This window comes from Vibrio sp. 10N.261.52.C11, assembly GCF_041471405.1.
Taxonomy (GTDB): domain Bacteria; phylum Pseudomonadota; class Gammaproteobacteria; order Enterobacterales; family Vibrionaceae; genus Vibrio; species Vibrio crassostreae_C.
Genome location: NZ_JBFROI010000008.1, coordinates 1 through 17,051 on the forward strand (window position 1 = coordinate 1; position 17,051 = coordinate 17,051).

14 protein-coding genes and 3 pseudogenes are annotated in these 17,051 nt (G+C 44.3%); 8 read left to right on the forward strand and 9 right to left on the reverse strand.

All coding sequences use genetic code 11. The features are described 5' to 3' along the window. Positions 1 to 21 precede the first annotated feature (21 nt). Both AB4323_RS02235 and AB4323_RS02240 read right to left on the reverse strand, forming a co-directional pair. Positions 22 to 402 (reverse strand): hypothetical protein, encoded by a 381-nt coding sequence (locus tag AB4323_RS02235; RefSeq protein ID WP_372151514.1) that lies wholly within the window; start codon positions 400 to 402, stop codon positions 22 to 24. A 159-nt stretch (positions 403 to 561) separates the two neighbouring features. Further along, on the reverse strand, positions 562 to 1,287 hold the full coding sequence (locus tag AB4323_RS02240; protein ID WP_102983598.1) for a hypothetical protein: 726 nt from the start codon (positions 1,285 to 1,287) through the stop codon (positions 562 to 564). Between the two features lie 343 nt (positions 1,288 to 1,630). Here AB4323_RS02240 and AB4323_RS02245 point away from each other — a divergent pair, with 343 nt between their 5' ends. The 4 genes and pseudogenes from AB4323_RS02245 (at position 1,631) to AB4323_RS02260 (ending at position 6,113) form a co-directional block, all read left to right on the forward strand. After that, complete coding sequence (locus AB4323_RS02245) at positions 1,631 to 2,587, forward strand: integron integrase (protein WP_372151516.1); 957 nt, start codon at positions 1,631 to 1,633, stop codon at positions 2,585 to 2,587. Positions 2,588 to 2,695: 108 nt separating this feature from the next. Further along, complete coding sequence (locus tag AB4323_RS02250) at positions 2,696 to 3,595, forward strand: homocysteine S-methyltransferase family protein (RefSeq protein WP_372151518.1); 900 nt, start codon at positions 2,696 to 2,698, stop codon at positions 3,593 to 3,595. 113 nt (positions 3,596 to 3,708) lie between these two features. Further along, a complete protein-coding gene (locus AB4323_RS02255; RefSeq protein ID WP_372151520.1) occupies positions 3,709 to 4,719 on the forward strand; it encodes a Gfo/Idh/MocA family protein in 1,011 nt (336 codons plus the stop codon). A 10-nt stretch (positions 4,720 to 4,729) separates the two neighbouring features. Further along, positions 4,730 to 6,113: pseudogene (locus AB4323_RS02260) on the forward strand (ABC transporter substrate-binding protein). A 96-nt stretch (positions 6,114 to 6,209) separates the two neighbouring features. On the opposite strand, the gene AB4323_RS02265 reads toward AB4323_RS02260, so the two are convergent. From AB4323_RS02265 to AB4323_RS02280, 4 genes are all read right to left on the reverse strand, one after another. Beyond that, positions 6,210 to 7,304: an HDOD domain-containing protein gene (locus tag AB4323_RS02265; protein ID WP_229647618.1), complete on the reverse strand. Its 1,095-nt coding sequence runs from the start codon at positions 7,302 to 7,304 to the stop codon at positions 6,210 to 6,212. Positions 7,305 to 7,538: 234 nt separating this feature from the next. Further along, positions 7,539 to 8,594, reverse strand: coding sequence for an alcohol dehydrogenase family protein (locus AB4323_RS02270; RefSeq protein WP_229647617.1), 1,056 nt, complete (start codon positions 8,592 to 8,594; stop codon positions 7,539 to 7,541). Further along, positions 8,591 to 9,109 (reverse strand): TetR/AcrR family transcriptional regulator, encoded by a 519-nt coding sequence (locus AB4323_RS02275; protein WP_065583851.1) that lies wholly within the window; start codon positions 9,107 to 9,109, stop codon positions 8,591 to 8,593. The genes AB4323_RS02270 and AB4323_RS02275 overlap by 4 nt, the downstream gene beginning before the upstream one ends. Positions 9,110 to 9,264: 155 nt before the next feature. After that, positions 9,265 to 10,398 carry a multidrug effflux MFS transporter gene (locus tag AB4323_RS02280; protein ID WP_102428900.1) on the reverse strand — a complete coding sequence of 378 codons (1,134 nt, stop codon included), beginning with the start codon at positions 10,396 to 10,398 and terminating at the stop codon, positions 9,265 to 9,267. A gap of 97 nt (positions 10,399 to 10,495) precedes the next feature. Between AB4323_RS02280 and AB4323_RS02285 the strand changes: the two genes are divergently transcribed. Then, on the forward strand, positions 10,496 to 11,269 hold the full coding sequence (locus AB4323_RS02285) for a helix-turn-helix domain-containing protein (RefSeq protein ID WP_017065211.1): 774 nt from the start codon (positions 10,496 to 10,498) through the stop codon (positions 11,267 to 11,269). Positions 11,270 to 11,353: 84 nt separating this feature from the next. Here AB4323_RS02285 and AB4323_RS02290 read toward each other — a convergent pair. Both AB4323_RS02290 and AB4323_RS02295 read right to left on the reverse strand, forming a co-directional pair. Further along, a pseudogene (locus AB4323_RS02290) lies at positions 11,354 to 12,112 on the reverse strand (glutathione synthase); the annotation flags it as partial. Between the two features lie 181 nt (positions 12,113 to 12,293). After that, positions 12,294 to 13,241, reverse strand: a complete 948-nt coding sequence (locus tag AB4323_RS02295; protein ID WP_017061092.1) for a LysR family transcriptional regulator — start codon at positions 13,239 to 13,241, stop codon at positions 12,294 to 12,296. A gap of 126 nt (positions 13,242 to 13,367) precedes the next feature. Here AB4323_RS02295 and add point away from each other — a divergent pair, with 126 nt between their 5' ends. Continuing rightward, positions 13,368 to 14,366, forward strand: a complete 999-nt coding sequence (add, locus tag AB4323_RS02300; RefSeq protein ID WP_372099510.1) for an adenosine deaminase — start codon at positions 13,368 to 13,370, stop codon at positions 14,364 to 14,366. A gap of 165 nt (positions 14,367 to 14,531) precedes the next feature. Further along, positions 14,532 to 15,107, forward strand: a complete 576-nt coding sequence (locus AB4323_RS02305; protein WP_017061090.1) for a sugar O-acetyltransferase — start codon at positions 14,532 to 14,534, stop codon at positions 15,105 to 15,107. 205 nt (positions 15,108 to 15,312) lie between these two features. Here the strand turns inward: AB4323_RS02305 and AB4323_RS02310 are convergent. After that, positions 15,313 to 15,932 (reverse strand): annotated as a pseudogene (locus tag AB4323_RS02310) (HAD family hydrolase). A gap of 277 nt (positions 15,933 to 16,209) precedes the next feature. Here AB4323_RS02310 and AB4323_RS02315 point away from each other — a divergent pair. Beyond that, complete coding sequence (locus AB4323_RS02315) at positions 16,210 to 16,917, forward strand: GntR family transcriptional regulator (protein WP_372059050.1); 708 nt, start codon at positions 16,210 to 16,212, stop codon at positions 16,915 to 16,917. The last annotated feature ends 134 nt before the right edge of the window (positions 16,918 to 17,051 follow it).

The window sequence follows — 17,051 nt, forward strand, 5'->3', positions numbered from 1 at the left end:
CTTAATCCTTATTTGTTAGTTTTATTTTCTTCTCATGTACTTGCTCAGATTGATGACAACAGCCTTTGTTTCAGAGACATAGTTTTTATCTAATCTACTTTCACCAGTATCTGGGTTAATAACTTCCCAGGCATTTTTGTCGCTTTCGAGTGATTTGCTTAGCTGTTTGACGCAACTTAAATAACGACTTCGCTTGACCCAATCAATCTGAGGAGCAAATAATTTGAGCGATTTTATATCAGGCAAATGGTATGAATTATCACTTTCTAAGTAGTCGTATAGTTTAGAGTCAAACTCTAACGCAACAACATTAAACTCCTTGCGCTTATCTCTCCCCAGTGCAAACCTATGCCCTAAAAACAACCCGAGGAAGAACGTTAGTAAAGAAAATCGATAATCCATTCATTGTCCTATTTTTATCGTAAATGCTAAATCAGTAAAACTAACGCCTTGCTAAGGTGTGAGTAACGCAATACAAAAGCTACCGCACAGCACCTTAATCACCATAAGCCACCGCAAAGTAAAAATGCCACGCGTTACGAATCACTCTTAAGCAATTTGTTAACTTACATTCTCAAACAGTTTCGTCAGCTTTTTTAGTTCGACCTCTTTTGACTTAAGCCTGCGAGATTCTTCGATAATACTCTTGTAACACAAGTACGTTGCCGAGATTTCACTTTTTACTCTGCTCTCAATGAGGGAGTAATTATTGTCTTCATACATATCCCAAACCCCACAACCAGACTCAAATTTTAGTCCTTTTACAAACTTATTCATTAACCCGTTTTTAGGTGCAGGATACATATAGCCTGTATTTAGGTTAAACAAAGGAGTTGCTATCTGAGACAAATCCATTACTCGAAATTTATTCTGTAATTCAAAGGCTTGCTGATTTGATAGTAACTTGTACCTTTTGAATAACTCGAACAAGATCGGCACGTCTGAAGATGAAATACCGATACCGCACAAAACAGCTGACCTCGTACCATTGTGTGCTTTGCTGACTTTTTCTGAGGCTTTAACTAAAACATCAAGTATTCGCTCAAGGAGCACACGCTCATTATTTTCGTGCTCCCACAGCCAATAGCTTTTAATTTTTTTTGGAATAGCATCATCGTGGGTTTTGTCGACAGTAAAGCCGTTTATACTTAAAAAACCACCACCTAGAATTCGGGATGCTTTATCCCATGGGTTATAACAAAAACCTACTTCCTTTCGCGACTTTTCAGGAACATAAAATTCCAGATCAAAAATAACTGTAATACAGCTACCTAATTTAGTTTTCAATTTTGATGTACCTCCATGTAAGTTAACATTTTAATATTGTGCAAGCACGAATCTATCCGCTTAACATATCAAAAAGGTCACTCATAACCAACTGAATGCTATGCATTTAATATAAAAGTGGGTCTAAACAATAAGTGTGAAAACGTGCAAGCACATATTGCCGACTATGTAACGCTCGGCCTCATTCTTAACCACCCATAAATCTGCAGTATAATCAATAATTTAAAATAAGCCTCTCGTTAAATTCGTGCTCAATCAGAGTTAAAAACCACTCTTTTTTAAGTCATTAATTATTCAACAAGCAATAAACTGTCTGTATGTACAGATTTTGTGAGGGGAATATATGGCGAGTCAATTCATGCAGGCAATTTGCGAACATATGACGATGCGAGGCTATAGTCGCAAGACAATCAAAGCCTACTGTTACTGGATAAAATACTTCATTCATTTTCATAAGCTTAAACACCCTGAACAGATGCATGCCGCTGAAGTTGTCTCCTTTCTTTCTCATTTAGCTAATCAACAAAAAGTAGCCATCAATACTCAAAAGGTAGCTCTCAATGCTCTAGCCTATTTATACAATCAATTTATTAAGCAACCTCTAGGAGACTTAGGGTTTAGCTATGCGACTCGGTCTCGAAAAATTCCTAGCGTACTCAATCATGCGGAAGCTATCTCGGGGATCAATGAAATAGATCCTAAATATCAACTGTTTTTTCGCTTGTTGTATGGTTCAGGTTTGAGAGTATCGGAATGCCTGAGGCTTCGAGTACAAGATATAGATCTAAAACAAGGGTCTCTCACTGTTCACAATGGGAAAGGAAATAAAGACCGAGTGACAATTTTAAGTTTTTCACTCACTGAAGCTATACAAGACAAAATTTCACAAGTTGCAGTTCTGCTCGCTAAAGATAACTTGAATGGGTTTGGGCCATCTTTGCCTCACCGATTAGGTAAAAAATACCCTAGTGCCTATCGACAACTTGCTTGGATGTACCTATTCCCATCAAAATCCGTCACTCAACACTCTGAGTCGGGGATCGTATGCCGACACCACCTACATGATTCGGTACTCCGAAAAACGCTGAAGAAGGCGACTAACTCTAATAAATTGCGCCACAAGCGAATTAGTTGTCATACTTTCAGGCACAGTTTTGCTACGCAACTTCTAAAGTCAGGCTCCGATATCAGAACGGTTCAAGAGCTACTGGGGCACAGTGATGTTAAGACAACTCAGATTTACACTCACGTTATTGGGCAACACTTTAGTGGCACGACTAGCCCGCTAGACGGCTTATAACGAAACTCCCTCATCGATAGTTGAACCTTGGCTTGATGGCTTCTGTCTAACAAGGTTGTCTGATATGGTGGCGGCAGAACTTCAGCAATTGTTTAGATAGTATTGAATATGAAAACACTAACCATACTTGATGGCGGCATGGGCCGAGAACTCAAAGAAATTGGCGCGCCATTTTCTCAACCGCTTTGGAGTGCTCAAGCGCTGATTGAAGCACCCGAATTTGTCAGCCAAGCACATCAAAACTTTGTCGATGCAGGTGCTGAAATCCTAATCACCAATAGCTACGCCTGTGTGCCTTTTCACTTGGGTGAAGAGCTGTTCGAGCAGCGAGGCTTTGAACTAGCCGAACTGTCTGGCGAACTGGCTAAAGCAGTGGCTGACAATGCACCCCACACAGTGAAAGTAGCAGGCGCGATTCCACCGCCATTTGGCAGCTACCGACCAGACTTATTTAAGGTAGAAGAGGCGGCGCCAATCATCCAAACGCTTTACGATGCCCAGGCTCCAAACATCGACCTTTGGATAGCGGAAACCATCTGTAGCCTGCAAGAGTTCGATTCCATTCATGCGGTACTTAAGCAGTCAGATAAGCCGTGTTACTACGCATTCAGTTTGGAAGACACCAAGAGTGATTTTGCAAACATTCGTTCTGGTGAGAGCGTAACAGACGCCATCAAACTTGCCTGCCAATCAAATGCGACAGGTATTATGTTTAACTGCTCAGTGCCTGAAGTGATGGATCAAGCCATTATCGATGCTAAGAAAGTGATCGATGAGCTAGGCAGTGATTTAGAAATTGGTGTCTACGCCAATAACTTTGCACCTATCAGCAGTGAACATGAAGCGAATGATATGTTTCAAGAAATGCGTGAGCTGGATGGCCAAGGTTACTTAGCTTACGCAAAACACTGGCATGCACTGGGCGCGAATATCGTCGGTGGCTGTTGTGGCATCGGGCCAAAACACATTCAAGCCCTAGCCGATTGGAAACGCTCCCTACAGAGCTAATCCTGAGCTTCAACTAGAATAAAATAAATAGAGAACAGGTTGAGAAATCTGTTCTCTATTTGTATGTGGCGTCTCTGAGTACACTGATACAAAACAACGATTTGGAGCAACTGATGAGCGACACGCAACGAAAAATTAAATGGGGCATCGCAGGGCTAGGCAATATCGCCAATCGATTCGCAACCGCAGTCACAGAGCACTCTCTGCATGGTGAGCTTGATGCGGTTGCCGCCAGAGATCACTCACGCGCAGCCACGTTCGCCAACAAGTTTGGTTGCGACAAGGCTTATGGTTCTTATGAAGAGATGGCGAATGACCCAAGTGTTGAAGCGGTTTACATCGCTACGGTTCACCCATACCACCAGCCACTTGCTGAACTGTTTCTGAAGAATAACAAGCACGTATTGGTCGAGAAGCCGGCTTTTACCAACCTTGCTGACTGGCTTGAGATGAAAGCTCTCGCGAAGCAAAATGGCGTGATGCTGTTAGAAGCGATGAAAACCGTGGTGTTTCCCGCGTATCGTGAGCTCCAATCATTCTTGGTCGATAACAACATTCAGATAGATTCCATCGAAGCCAGCTTTGGTAACCATCATGACTATGAGCCCGATTTGTTTATCTTCAATCCGGATTTGTCAGGCGGAGCAACACTCGATGTTGGGGTCTATGGGCTTTGGTTCTTTTACGATCTGTGCCGAACGCTGGGTGTAAACCCTTCAAAACCTCAGGTAGAGATGTCGTGTCTTTATGAGGGAGCGAATGTTGATACCGATGCATGCTTTACCTTCTCTGGTGATATGAACGGTAAGATATCGGCATCAACCGTGCAAAACCTTCCCCGAACAGCGCACTTGAGTGGGCCTGATACTAAGATCACCATTCACGAAAAATGGTGGAATCCGGCCTTTATTGAGATTGAACATCAAGGGCAGAAGTCGACCATCAACAAACGAGTGACGGGCAATGGGTTCGAATTTGAAATCGACCATTTTTCAGATTTGGTGCTTCAAGGCAAAACTGAGTCGAATATCCTAAGCTCAGAGATAACCTCTCGTGTTCTCGACACGATGGAAAAAGCACTCATTGACTCTGGCTATCAACACTTAACTCAACCTCGTCGTTAGGAAAAGCAAATTGGGCAACCTTAAGCGCAAGCTTGAACTGTATGAAAAGATATTTCAGGCTTTTGGGCCTGGAGTATCACACTGTCAGGTCAACCAACTGGCCACACTGCTGCACGTGAGTGAACGTCACGTTCAGACCTTACTCAAAGCGATGACAGCGCAAGGCTGGATTGAGTGGCCGCAATGCTAGCGCTGAGTTACAAGCCTTTCTAAGCAATACCAATCCGTCGGCGCAGAATATCGCGTACATCCCGTTTCACCGAGAACTCGAAGCGCTTCACCCTCAACGCGTGCTTAGACGCACCGAACGTTTCTTAGTTATGCAAGTTTGCCAACGCCTAACCTCCGTTAAGCACGGCAAACTCAGCGGCGATCTGGCTTATCATTGGCAGGCTCATCAAGATGCAACACAGTGGCACTTTCAAATTCGTAATGGTGTTCAGTTTCATAACGGAAGAACACTCGAACCTCAAGACATAGCGCGCAACCTTAACTCGCTCTGCCAAAGCAAAATATGGCGTCGTTGTTATCAGCATATTGATGAGGTCTCTGTCTCGGCAGGCAATGTGGTTGTCGTGAAACTGAATCAACCTGATTGGCATTTACCACGCCTACTTGCCAGAGCTGAAGCTTCCGTATTTGATCACTCATCACCAACTGATAGGCTGATTGGATCTGGCGCGTTCTCATTAGACATATTCTCAAGCAAGATGTTGAGATTGAGCCGTAATAGCGCCTATTCACACAGCACGCCGATTCTCAATCGAGTCGAGTTGTGGGTCTATCCAGAATGGGCACAAAGCAAAGCCTGCGCTCAAAATCAGGTGTGCGTGAAACTGCCCGAGAAAACGACCACTGTGCGTTGCGATGGCCATGCTTCCCAACCGGAATTCGGCTCAACCTTCTTCAAAATTCAAAACCCAGCGTTGTCGAAAACAGAGCGGGAGTTCACCGTTGAAGACACCTCTGAATGCCAAACCCTTTTCGAGCATTTATCAGTATCCGGCGACCACAAAACCAGCGTGGAATATGGTCACTACCAAACTAACTACCTAACTACCAAAGACGTCGTGTTGTGTAGCATTATTGATGAGAACGACACCTTCACTTCGTGGTTAAGCTTTTTCACTCGCTTCCCATTTGAGGACTTAGTGCTGCCTGCTGAGATGCTAGAGACAATCGAACAAGGCTTAGCTTCAATAACAAACCAACCAGACTTTGAGTTAGCGATGAATGCACTGTTGTCGCTCCGGCATTGGTTGCATGAATCTGGGGTTGTGACTGAGCTCAAGCAAGAGGCGTTCAACTTAGAGGTTTCTGAAAAGATACACGGCGCACAAGTAAATGGTTTCGGTTGGTGTGAGCTCGACAAGCTGTGGATTAGCCATTTGTAAGCGTATTTCGTAGCTGAATGTATTTCACAACCTAGCCCAACCAAGCTGCAACCAATCATTATGTTCAGTCACAGCGTAGGTCGAATAGGCTAAGGGTTAGCTCACTAGCGCCAATTCAGACTCTTTATAGATACGGTTAGCCACTTTGTATGCAGCCGGAGACATCAGTGTCTCTTTGCATCTACGCTTAAATTGCTCGACTTCAATCGTTTGTTCTTCCCGTAAATAGCACAATTCACTCAAGTAGTTAGCTTCAAACACAGCTTGACCAAGTGGTGTGCATTCGTATCGGCTAGACTCTTGGTAGCCAATCGCGGTCAACACAGACTCTGGCAGTTCCCAGAACTTAGCAATGGTGTAAGTCAGGCGAATGGAGTAGCTGTTCATCAGGCGCTTCAATGCTAACGAGTTAGGTGGAACAGAAGGATCAACATGCTTGAAGGCTTCTACCATCATCTGGAAAATGATCATCTTGCCTAAGTTGCGAATTAACCCAACAAAATACGCCGCTGCTTGCTCTTCTTGAGATGAAGAGTCTTTCATCAACTCCTTAGAAAACGACGCGGTTTGAACACTGTGATTCCAAATTTTCTCACCGAAGTGACGCCAGTAAATATTGTTCCCCGGCGTGAAGTTCTTCATGTAGCTATTCACCACCCCTTCAACGAGCCCTTGTGAACCCATATTGAGGAAAGCAGTTTTTAAGTCAGTAACTTGTTTTTCACTGCGTTTGTAGAAGGCGCTGTTAGCCAGTTTAATCACATCGGCAGCCATACTCGGCTCGCGCTCAATCACTCTTAACAGTGCATCGACATCAAACTCATCACTCTGTAATTCTGCCATTAACGTGGTTACAGAGGCTGGCATCACTGGCAGTTCATTAAGCAGGGCTTTTGGAGAGCGAATCAAACGTTCGATCTGACAAGCGACAAAATCACTAAATGGGTCTGACTCCGTTCGAAGGCGAGACTCTCCAAACAAATAATCAAGGAACTCACCATCGTGAAGGCTAAGCGTATTATCGACGATTAATGATGATGGCTGAGTGGACGACGGCGGAACAAAGATTGAAGACTGAACAGAATCAGTAGCAACGATTTGTTGTTGCTCTTGTTGGGCAGGCTCTGCAGAGGGTTTGTTTTTTGAATCAACAAAAGGTGAGAATAGTGCCTGCAATACCCTTTTAAACATCAATACGGCTCCTAGATAAATACAACATAGATAGGGATATATAATGGCGGTAATTATCGCACAGTTAATTCATAAACCACACAATGATAAATGAATCATTAACTTTCAGCTGTATAGGATCTGTTACTCAACGGGTTGCAAGACTGAGCCCGCCAGCATTCGCCAGAAACAAAAAAGCGAGCACATAACGCTTGCTCGCTCTTCCATAAATCTAAACCGTGAAGCTGACTAAAACTAGCGTTCTGCCACTTCCAACACGATCTTACCAACGTGTTTTTTCTTTAAAAACTCATCTTGCGCTTTATGAATATCGGCTAACGGATAAGACTCTGCGACGATGGCGCCAATCTGCTGCTTCTCAATACGGTCGACTAGATTTTGGAATACCTGTGGTTCTAAAACCGTGCAACCAAAAAAGCTAAGGTCTTTGAGATACAGAGTTCGGACATCAAGATCAACCATAGCGCCACCAATTGCGCCAGATACGGCATAACGGCCATGCGGTTTTAGGACTTCAAGAAACTCTGGCCACTTGTCACCAGCAACTAAATCGATCACCACATTCACGCTGCTTTCGCCTAGCGCGTTAACCAAATCTGAATCACGGGCAATCACTTCATCAGCGCCAAGTTCAAGTAACTGTTGGTTCTTGCTTGGGCTAGTGATGGCAATAACATACGCGCCGCGAGCTTTTGCTAGCTGAATAGCCGCAGAGCCCACACCGCCCGATGCACCTGAGATAAGCACGCGATCACCTTCAGCCACATTGGCACGAGTTAGCATGTTCTCTGCTGTTGAGTAAGAACATGGGAAAGACGCTAGCTCAACATCCGACATGGTGCTGTTCACCGCGTAAGCGTGCTTAGCTGCTACTTTGGTGTATTCAGCGAAACCACCATCGCATTCAGATCCGAAATACCATGGCTGTGGCAGATCTCGTCCATAAACCTCGGTCAAACAAGGCTCAATCAGAACACGCTCACCAATACGGTCAACTGAGACTTCATTGCCGACTTCCACGATAAAACCACACACGTCAGCACCTTGGATACGAGGGAACTTTAGCGCTTCACCCGACCAACTGGCATCGTCTGAATCATCACTTTTTGCATACCAACCGATTCGCGTGTTGATGTCAGTATTATTAACGCCTGCAGCCATGACTTTGATCAGCACTTCATTAGGTTCGATTTGAGGAACCGCGATATCTCCGCGGTAGCCAAGCATTTCTGCTCCACCGTGACCCAACATCTCTACGCCTTTCATTGTTTTCGGTAGTTCGAATTTCATCGTGTTTCCTCGAGTAATTTTGTCACCATATTCTGTGCTGATGCCACCGCTTCTTCGCCTAATACTGGCCACGCGCTTGATACGCCTTCATGAAGTAAAAACAGCGGTGTCGCGAGATCCTCTCGCAGGCTCTGCTTGCCTATTAGCAAACGAACTTGTTCTTTATGCTGTGTAACCGCTTGGCTGATAAGCTCATTATCGGGAAACGCGGCCATCGCATTCATCGACATGCACCCATGTGGCGCATACTCTTCTAACCATTGTTGGAGCTTGTTGAAGATATGAGTAACCGATGCGAGCCCCTTTTCAGGCGACGTTTCCAACAAGAAATCTAAGTAGCGTTGGTGTCGATATTCCAAGGCACCAACGATCATCGCTTCTTTTGAAGGGAAATGTTTATACAAGGTTCTTAGGCTTACATCGCACGCCGTTTTCAGCTGTGCAACGCTCGGCTCAGCAAAACCTTGCTGGCTAAATGCCACCTCTAAGCTTGCTGCAATCTGTTCTCTCAACATAGTGCTCTCTCAATACCCGACAAAGGGTAGAATGATTGTTCTACCTACAGAGTAGAACGATCACTCTACCCCTGTCAATATCCAAATTTACAAACCAAGAAATGATAAATTCCGCGCCAAACAGGACACGGAATTTATCAATACAGATGAGAGACTTAGCGTTTAAGCTGGAGTCGACTGCGTATCGTCACCAGAACAGATAACGCGCCACAAAGTACCAACACTACACCTAGATCTTGGAGCATTCCCGCTAAAGCGAGCCCTGAGCCGATCAAGGTGTAATACATCAAACCAAACAGTGCGCCTGCACTTCCTGCTTGAGATTGGTAACGTACCAACGCTCGGCTCAATACATTGGGAATCGCAATGCCAAACGCCATAACCACCAACATCATTGGAAGCAAGAACCAGATCGTGTGTTGTGAAAAATACACACCCACCGCACCTAATGTTTGAAGCCCTGCTGCGATACCAATCAGAGACATTGAAGACACTTGTCTCTTCAACAATGTCTTGTTCACCAAGCTTCCCAACAGAGTCCCGAACCCAAGCACAATGCCGCTGTAGCCAAACTGCTCAACGCTAAATCCAAGTTGAATGAAGGCAAATGAACCCAATTGATAATAGGAAAACAGTGCAATATTGAACGACGCAACCAGCAACGCAGACATCCATATATTGCTATCTTTGATCATGTGAATACTGAGTGACTTTAACTGCAATGGCTGCTTAGATTGTTGCGTTTCAGGCAATGACCATAGGCTATGTGCCAACAACGCTAACACCATAATAAACAAGGCAATAAACACATATTGATGCCCGCCCGCTTGGCTTAGTTGACCGCCAAGAAGCAGCCCGATGATTGGACTAATCGACAGCCCCATCCCCATGTAACCAAACACCTTGGCCAGTTCCGCGCCGCTAAAGGCATCGCGCAACATGGTTTGTGTCACCACCGAGCCCACCGCAAGCCCGAAAGCACCCATGGCTCTGGCTATCATCAACCACGTAAAGCTGTCGGTTTGCATAGCAATAAGTGCTGAACAGGCGAATAACCCCATGCCCAGTAACATGGTTGGTCGACGCCCCCATTTGTCTGCCAATATGCCCCATACCACAACACCGAGCGCAAACGCTGAGAAGTAGATCGAGAGGGTTTGCGCCGCTTGTGCGTAACTCACATCAAAGGATTTCGATATTGAATCCAGAGTCGGGCTATAGATGGTTTCTGCGATTTGAGGGAACATCAGCAATAGCACCATTTGCCATAAAGAAGGTTTTGTTTTCATCATTTTTCCAAGACCAGTGAACTTGACGAGGAGTCTAGGGGAAACTAACCTTGGCTCGTTAACAACATTAAAACCAAAAACAACAAGATTAGGACAAATGGCATTAATCAGCGAAACGATTGAGTTTGATGCAGACAGCTTACCTGCGCCCGTAATAGGGATTGCGGCAGAGCTAGGTCAGCATGATTCAGGAATACATCACCACGTAAAAGGACAGTTGCTGTATGCTCCGCAGGGTTGCATCACCTTGACCTTAGAAAACGCCATTTGCATTTTGCCGCCGACTAAAGCCGTGTGGATCCCGCCTTATACCAAACATCGCGCGCAGATGACCAATGTGGTTGCTTATCGGTCGCTCTATTTTGATAGCAGTATTTACACCTGCCCAGAAGCGATTGAAATTGTGGAAGTGAATGAGCTTTTAAAAGCCCTGATCAATAAGATGGCTTTCTGGGATTGGGATGTTGCCCGCGAGCAAACCACCAATACCGCCAACCTATTCTGGGAAGAGTTTTACAGTGCTAACCAACACTCGTTTATCTTGCCACTACCGACAGATCGCCGCTTTAAAAGCTTTTGCAAACAAGTCCGAACCGCTTCCTTTCTTGCCCCAGCCCTCTCGACATTAGCGAACTCGGTTGGCGCAAGCACCAAAACGATTACTCGATTATTCAAAGCCGAAACAGGCATGACTTACCAAGAGTGGCGACAGCAATGGCGCTTGTTTAAAGCGATTGAACTGCTCTCAGAAAACCGACAAGTCGTTGATGTGGCTCATCTGCTAGAGTTCTCATCCAACAGTGCGTTTATCGCTTTTTTCAAACAGCAAACTGGACAAACCCCGTTGGCCTTTACCAAGTTAGGGGCGTGATTGTTGTTATCCAAACTCTGAAGTTTTACTGAGCTCAGATACAAAAAACCAGAACATGAGTTCTGGTTTTTAATGCCGATTCAACTAATCAATCAACATCAACGAATCGAGAATCCCTTTGCCACTGTGGATTCCACCTTCATTTTCGCTGGCAGGTTTACTGCGGATCAAGTAACCCGCGTAGCCGTCTAGCTCTGTTACTGGTTCACCTTTGAAGTAAACGGTGAACAAACCCACTTCGCTGACTAAGTCTGTCACGAGCGTTTGGTGAGTGTCACGCACTGCAATGGTCGGCACGTCACGTTCATGCGGGTACAAGCGCTGCATCAATGCCCACGCGTCGTACTCTTCTGGTTTAAGCAGGCTCAGTTGTTCGCTGATGTCGTCACCAAAGACACAATGGCCTCCGCCCTCGCCTTGGTTTTTTAGCACCCATTCTTGCTTGTTGGCTTGCGTGTTAAACCATCCAATCGACTCACTAGTTATTGGCTTCATATCGGCCAAGACACTCTTGACCAGTTCGGTTTCTTCTAGCGTTAAGCCCCAGCGGGCGTATTCTGTTGCTGGCATCATGGTCAGCAGCATTTGCATGGTTTTACTGGTCGCTAGTTGCTGGCTGATGGTCGCGTTCATTGCGACATGGTGTTGCTCCATAAACAAGCGAGTCTGACTTAGCGTGTGGCAACAAACTGATTCATTGAGCTCTGGAGCCCAGTAATCTGAATACTGGTAGCCAGCTCTTAGGTACACCACATCGACAGCGCCGACATCTTTCAATAGCAGGCGTTGATTATCGCCCGATGAAAGCTGACAGCTCAATTGTTCAAAGGTGCGACGAACCGTGCATAATTGCCCACTCACAAGCATCTTCAATGACTTGTTGCGGAATCGATGGCATTGGATTCATTTAGATATCTCATTCTTGGCGGGCATTTGGCACCCGTAATAAGACAATGCTCATTCGAAAAAGACGAAATAAATTTAAAAAACTTATTTCGCCGTTTTGATCATCGTAGCTCGCGGTTTACAGCTGAGGTTCTTGGGTCTTATTGACTATGAGGTCGCGAAGCCATTTGTGGCTTGGTTCAGAATCAAAGTAACGGTGCCAAAGCAAAAACAAACCACCGGGAACCAACTCAATAGGAATCGGCTTCATCACCAGTTCGCCACTCTCAATATAGTCACGAACCGAGTTGTACGGATAACACATCAGCAAATCGCTTTGTTTGCACAGCTTTACTGCGCTGGTGATGTCCGACACGTTGGCGGCTTTGTTAATTTGAAGCTGTTTGGCTTGCAAGATTTCCAGTAGCAACCAGTCGCCAACGCCACCGGTCACCAACTGAATATGACGGTATTTAAGGAAGGCTTGCAGATTCCACTCTTCTTGAAGTACTGGGTGATCATTTCGCATCAAGCACACAGAGTAATCTTGCAGCAACTCGACGTGGTTTAGCTCGGCAGGGATATTTTGAATGTGGGTGCTAGCCCTTTCATCGAGCTCAAAAATTCCAATCCCGAAATCGACCTCACGCTTTAGTAAGCGCTTAAAGGTTTCGCTGCTCCAAGTAGTGCTGTTTACCGTAATGTTCGGCGCATCTGCTAGCGCGTTAGGCATAAATTTAGGGTAAATCGCGGTATAAGCGGTTTCAACAAGATCGATATTAAAAGTACGTTCGCTGTCTTTCGGCTCAAAAATGTCCGGCACGGTTAGCTGTTCAACTTGCAGAAGGATTTGATGAATTTTAGGCGCTAAAGAGGTGGCTTTCGGTGTTGGAAACAGGCCTTTTGACTCTCGTTCAAACAGCGGGTCATCAAACAAAGAACGTAGCTTGGTGAGTTGTTTACTCACCGCGGACTGACTAAGGAACAATCGCTCTGCCGTTTTGCTCACACTGCGCTCTTCAAGCAACACATGTAAACACAGCAGTAAATTCATATCACATTTGAGTAAGCTCTTAACATCTACCATGATATTCCTTAGATTCAGATTAATGATGACTTTATGTCACTTTAAATCATATCACAAACTTGTTAATTTAAGCCCATGTAACCTATGAGTTAATAACTCAAAAAATAATAGACCTAAGGAATACTCATGAACTTTCTAGCACTCCCTAAGATTGATCTGCACTGCCACCTAGACGGAAGCGTTCGTCCAGACACCATTATTGATCTGGCGAAACAGTACGGAATCGAACTTCCAGAAGACCGTGAAGCGGTAGTAAAGTCTCTAACAGTGCCTGAAGATTGCAAAAACCTTGATGAGTACCTAGCTTGCTTTAGCCTGCCACTGCAAGTGATGCAAACGGAAGAAGCGATTGAGCGTATCTCTTTTGAGCTTTACGAAGACGCAGCACTAGAAAACGTTAAGTACCTAGAAGTTCGTTTTGCACCGATTCTTCACGTAAACAAGGGCTTGTCTCTTGATGCAATCATCGCAAGTGCGGTTAAAGGCATGAAGCGTGCAGAAGAGAAATACGACATTAAGGGCAACTACATCATGTCTGTACTTCGTATGTTCCCGAAAGACTCAATCAAAGATGTAATCGACGCTGGTAAACCATACCTTGGTAAAGGCGTGGTTGCGTTTGATATCGCAGGTGGTGAAAAGCCAGGTTTCTGTGCTGAATTCCCAGAATACACACAATACGCTCTTGAAAAAGGCTACCGCATTACCGTGCACGCTGGTGAGCAATGGCATGGTCAAAACGTTTACGATGCAGTAACTATGTTGGATGCTGAGCGTATCGGCCACGGTGTCCACATCCAAGGTAACGAAGACGCATACAACATCGTTAAAGAGAAGCAAGTTGCACTTGAGACTTGCCCAACAAGTAACGTTCAAACTAAATGTATTCACAAATTCAGCGACCACCCAATTGCTGAATTCAAGAAAGACGGCATCGTTGTAACGATCAACACAGATAACCGCACTGTGTCGAACACTACCATGACCAACGAAGTAAAACGTGCGTGTGAAACATTCGGTCTAACAAAAGAAGATTACGTAGAAATCTACAAGTACTCTGTAGAAAGTGCGTTTGCTTCAGACGAAGTGAAACAGCACCTAATGGGTTTCGTTGAGCAAATCTAATTGGTAAAGCGCGCCTTTTGCTGAATAGCTGGGCTCACTTAGCATTAGTGCTTAAAGCACAAAATAGGAAGAGAAAGGCTGAGGCTTTTCTCTTTTTTTATGTCCAAAAATCGCTAATCTTGCAGTATTCGTCATTTAGACCGAGACTCTCGGAAAGTGGGCAGCATGAGTAATACAAACGATCAAACTGAACTCGATAAAATGTTATCTGGGCAAGTATATGATGGTGCAGACCAAGAAATTGATACCATACGTACCAATGCCAAAAAGGCGTTAATGGCCTTCAACAACCATCAAAATCCAGATCAACAACACACATTGCAAGAGCAGCTATTCGGTAAAGTCGGGAGTAGCAGCTTAATCCAGCCCCCTTTTCATTGTGAGTTTGGAAAAACCATCGAGATTGGTGACGACACCTTCATCAATATGAACGTCGTAATGCTAGATGGTGCGAGAATCAAAGTCGGAAACAATGTTTTAATTGGACCAAGCGTCCAATTCTATACGCCATCACACTCCCTTGATTATCGTAGCCGTCGTAAATGGGAAACCTTCTGTTTACCGATAACAATCGAAGATGATGTGTGGGTTGGTGGAAACTCGGTCATCAACCAAGGCGTGAAGATTGGGGCTCGCTCGGTTATCGCGGCGAACTCTGTGGTCAACAGCGATGTACCGCCAGATTGTCTATACGGTGGCACGCCGGCGAAGTTAATTCGACACTTGGATACTGAGCAATAAAGTTAAATAGAAAAATAAAGCTCATTAAAAGAACAAATAGAAAAAGAGGCGATGTTCATGATGAAACAGCGCCTCTTTTTAATCGATTCGTTTTAGCTTTTATCAGTCTTTTCTATCCGTCGTTTTTCTACTTATCTTGCCTACCTAGATTATCTACATAGAGAAACCTGACTGAAATAGATAGCTTGAGAATTTCGCTACATGATCACGTAAATTCGACGCCAAGAGCACGAAGTTCGTTCTCACATTGCGCAGAATCGATAAACTGAATACCCGCCATACCTACGGCTTTTGCTCCTTCTACGTTGTAAGGCATATCATCAATGAACACCGTTTCTGAAGCCTCCAGTCCATTATTTGAAAGCAACGCTTGGTAAATCTCAGGCTGCGGTTTAAGCATGCCAAGTTCAGCGGATACGGCTGCGCCATCAAACAAAGGCCAAAATTCGTAGGTGGCTTTTAGGTGTTCAACAATCTCGACCACGTTGTCGGTAAGTGCATACACACCATACCCAGCACGCTTTACGCGCTCGATAAGGTCGACAGAACCATGCAATAAGATCTGCGTTTTCTTAACGTAATAAAACAGGCGGTCGCACTCTAATGAAGATAAATCGAGCTCTTGTTGGTAGCGAAGTTTGGCTTCATTTTCGGTTAAGAACCCTTTGTTCAAATCCGACCAAATCGCACTTTGGAAAATCGAAAGCGCTCGGGCTTCAGGGTCGGCAATGTTACCAAACGTTAGTTGAGTAATTTCCAGCGGCGACCAACGCACAATCACATTACCCACATCAAATACGACATTTTGATTTGATTCGAACTCATACCCTACTCCTGAATTAGTCACTTAAAATAGCAACAACACAGACATTAAATGCCGCACGTTAAAGTTCATAATCTTGTTTTACAAAATGAGGACTAGAATCACAAGATGTAATCAAGTCAGCGCAAAAGGTGGTCACTAGTACCCCTAACTAACCCTATTTATCATCACCCACTTAACCTTCTATGTTACAATTATGAGTCATTCAGAGCGTACTGAATCCCTGATTTAGTTCACTATTCTTTAGTCACAGTGAATACACTTTAAAGTTATTGATCTATGAAAAAGTACGAGTTAGTTGTCCAAGATATTGTGAGCAAAATTTGCCAAAACAGTATCAGCCATAAGCTTCCTGCAGAAAGAGAACTGTCTGAAATATATGGATTATCTCGTTTCACGATTCGTAAAGCACTAGCCAAGCTAGAGGCTATTGGCATGGTGAAATCTAAGGTGGGTTCTGGTTACTTCGTCAACACTTCTCTCATTGGTACAGCACTGGTGTACAACTCCATTACTGAAAACAGTTTTGAAGAGATCTCTTATAAAAAGCTCCAGCTAAATAAAGCGCTACCCGATAACCACGAACAGCAGATTTTTTCTTTAGACGACAATGACTACATTTGGAAAATTAGACGTCTTCGATTGATTAACAATAAAGTAGTCCAGATTGAAGAAGCCAAGATCCCTGTCAGTGTCTTCCCAGAGATGAATGCCGAGATCATTGAAAGCTCAATCCAGAAACATGCGCTAGCGAAAGGCCTTCAGATCGATAGCTACTTAACGACCTACCAAGCGATCAATGTTTCTAAAGAAGATGCAGAGCTACTTGGCTGCAAAAAAAATGCAGCAGCGATGAATATCACCAACCGAGGTTTCTTGGCATCGGGTGAACTGTTCATCGTCAGCGATATTATCGATATCAATTACCAATGCACCTACCACACGCCTTTTAACAGTGAGAGCATGAGCTTCCGAGATAAGAAGTAACCTTTTAATTCGATTTAATATGGTTAATTTTTATAGATATAAGTTAATTACTCTATAGATTAGCCACTAATATTATTTCACATCTAATATTATTAATTTAATGATACTAGAAATATACTTACCAGATAATACGT

Coding starts and splice junctions, on each gene's coding strand:
- AB4323_RS02275 (WP_065583851.1), bottom strand. CDS start 9,109: ATGTTGAGAGAACAGATTGCAGCAAGCTTAGAGGTGGCATTTAGCCAG.
- AB4323_RS02315 (WP_372059050.1), top strand. CDS start 16,210: ATGAAAAAGTACGAGTTAGTTGTCCAAGATATTGTGAGCAAAATTTGC.
- AB4323_RS02250 (WP_372151518.1), top strand. CDS start 2,696: ATGAAAACACTAACCATACTTGATGGCGGCATGGGCCGAGAACTCAAA.
- AB4323_RS02235 (WP_372151514.1), bottom strand. CDS start 402: ATGGATTATCGATTTTCTTTACTAACGTTCTTCCTCGGGTTGTTTTTA.
- AB4323_RS02305 (WP_017061090.1), top strand. CDS start 14,532: ATGAGTAATACAAACGATCAAACTGAACTCGATAAAATGTTATCTGGG.
- AB4323_RS02245 (WP_372151516.1), top strand. CDS start 1,631: ATGGCGAGTCAATTCATGCAGGCAATTTGCGAACATATGACGATGCGA.
- AB4323_RS02265 (WP_229647618.1), bottom strand. CDS start 7,304: ATGTTTAAAAGGGTATTGCAGGCACTATTCTCACCTTTTGTTGATTCA.
- AB4323_RS02295 (WP_017061092.1), bottom strand. CDS start 13,241: ATGGTAGATGTTAAGAGCTTACTCAAATGTGATATGAATTTACTGCTG.
- AB4323_RS02270 (WP_229647617.1), bottom strand. CDS start 8,594: ATGAAATTCGAACTACCGAAAACAATGAAAGGCGTAGAGATGTTGGGT.
- AB4323_RS02280 (WP_102428900.1), bottom strand. CDS start 10,398: ATGAAAACAAAACCTTCTTTATGGCAAATGGTGCTATTGCTGATGTTC.
- add (WP_372099510.1), top strand. CDS start 13,368: ATGAACTTTCTAGCACTCCCTAAGATTGATCTGCACTGCCACCTAGAC.
- AB4323_RS02285 (WP_017065211.1), top strand. CDS start 10,496: ATGGCATTAATCAGCGAAACGATTGAGTTTGATGCAGACAGCTTACCT.
- AB4323_RS02255 (WP_372151520.1), top strand. CDS start 3,709: ATGAGCGACACGCAACGAAAAATTAAATGGGGCATCGCAGGGCTAGGC.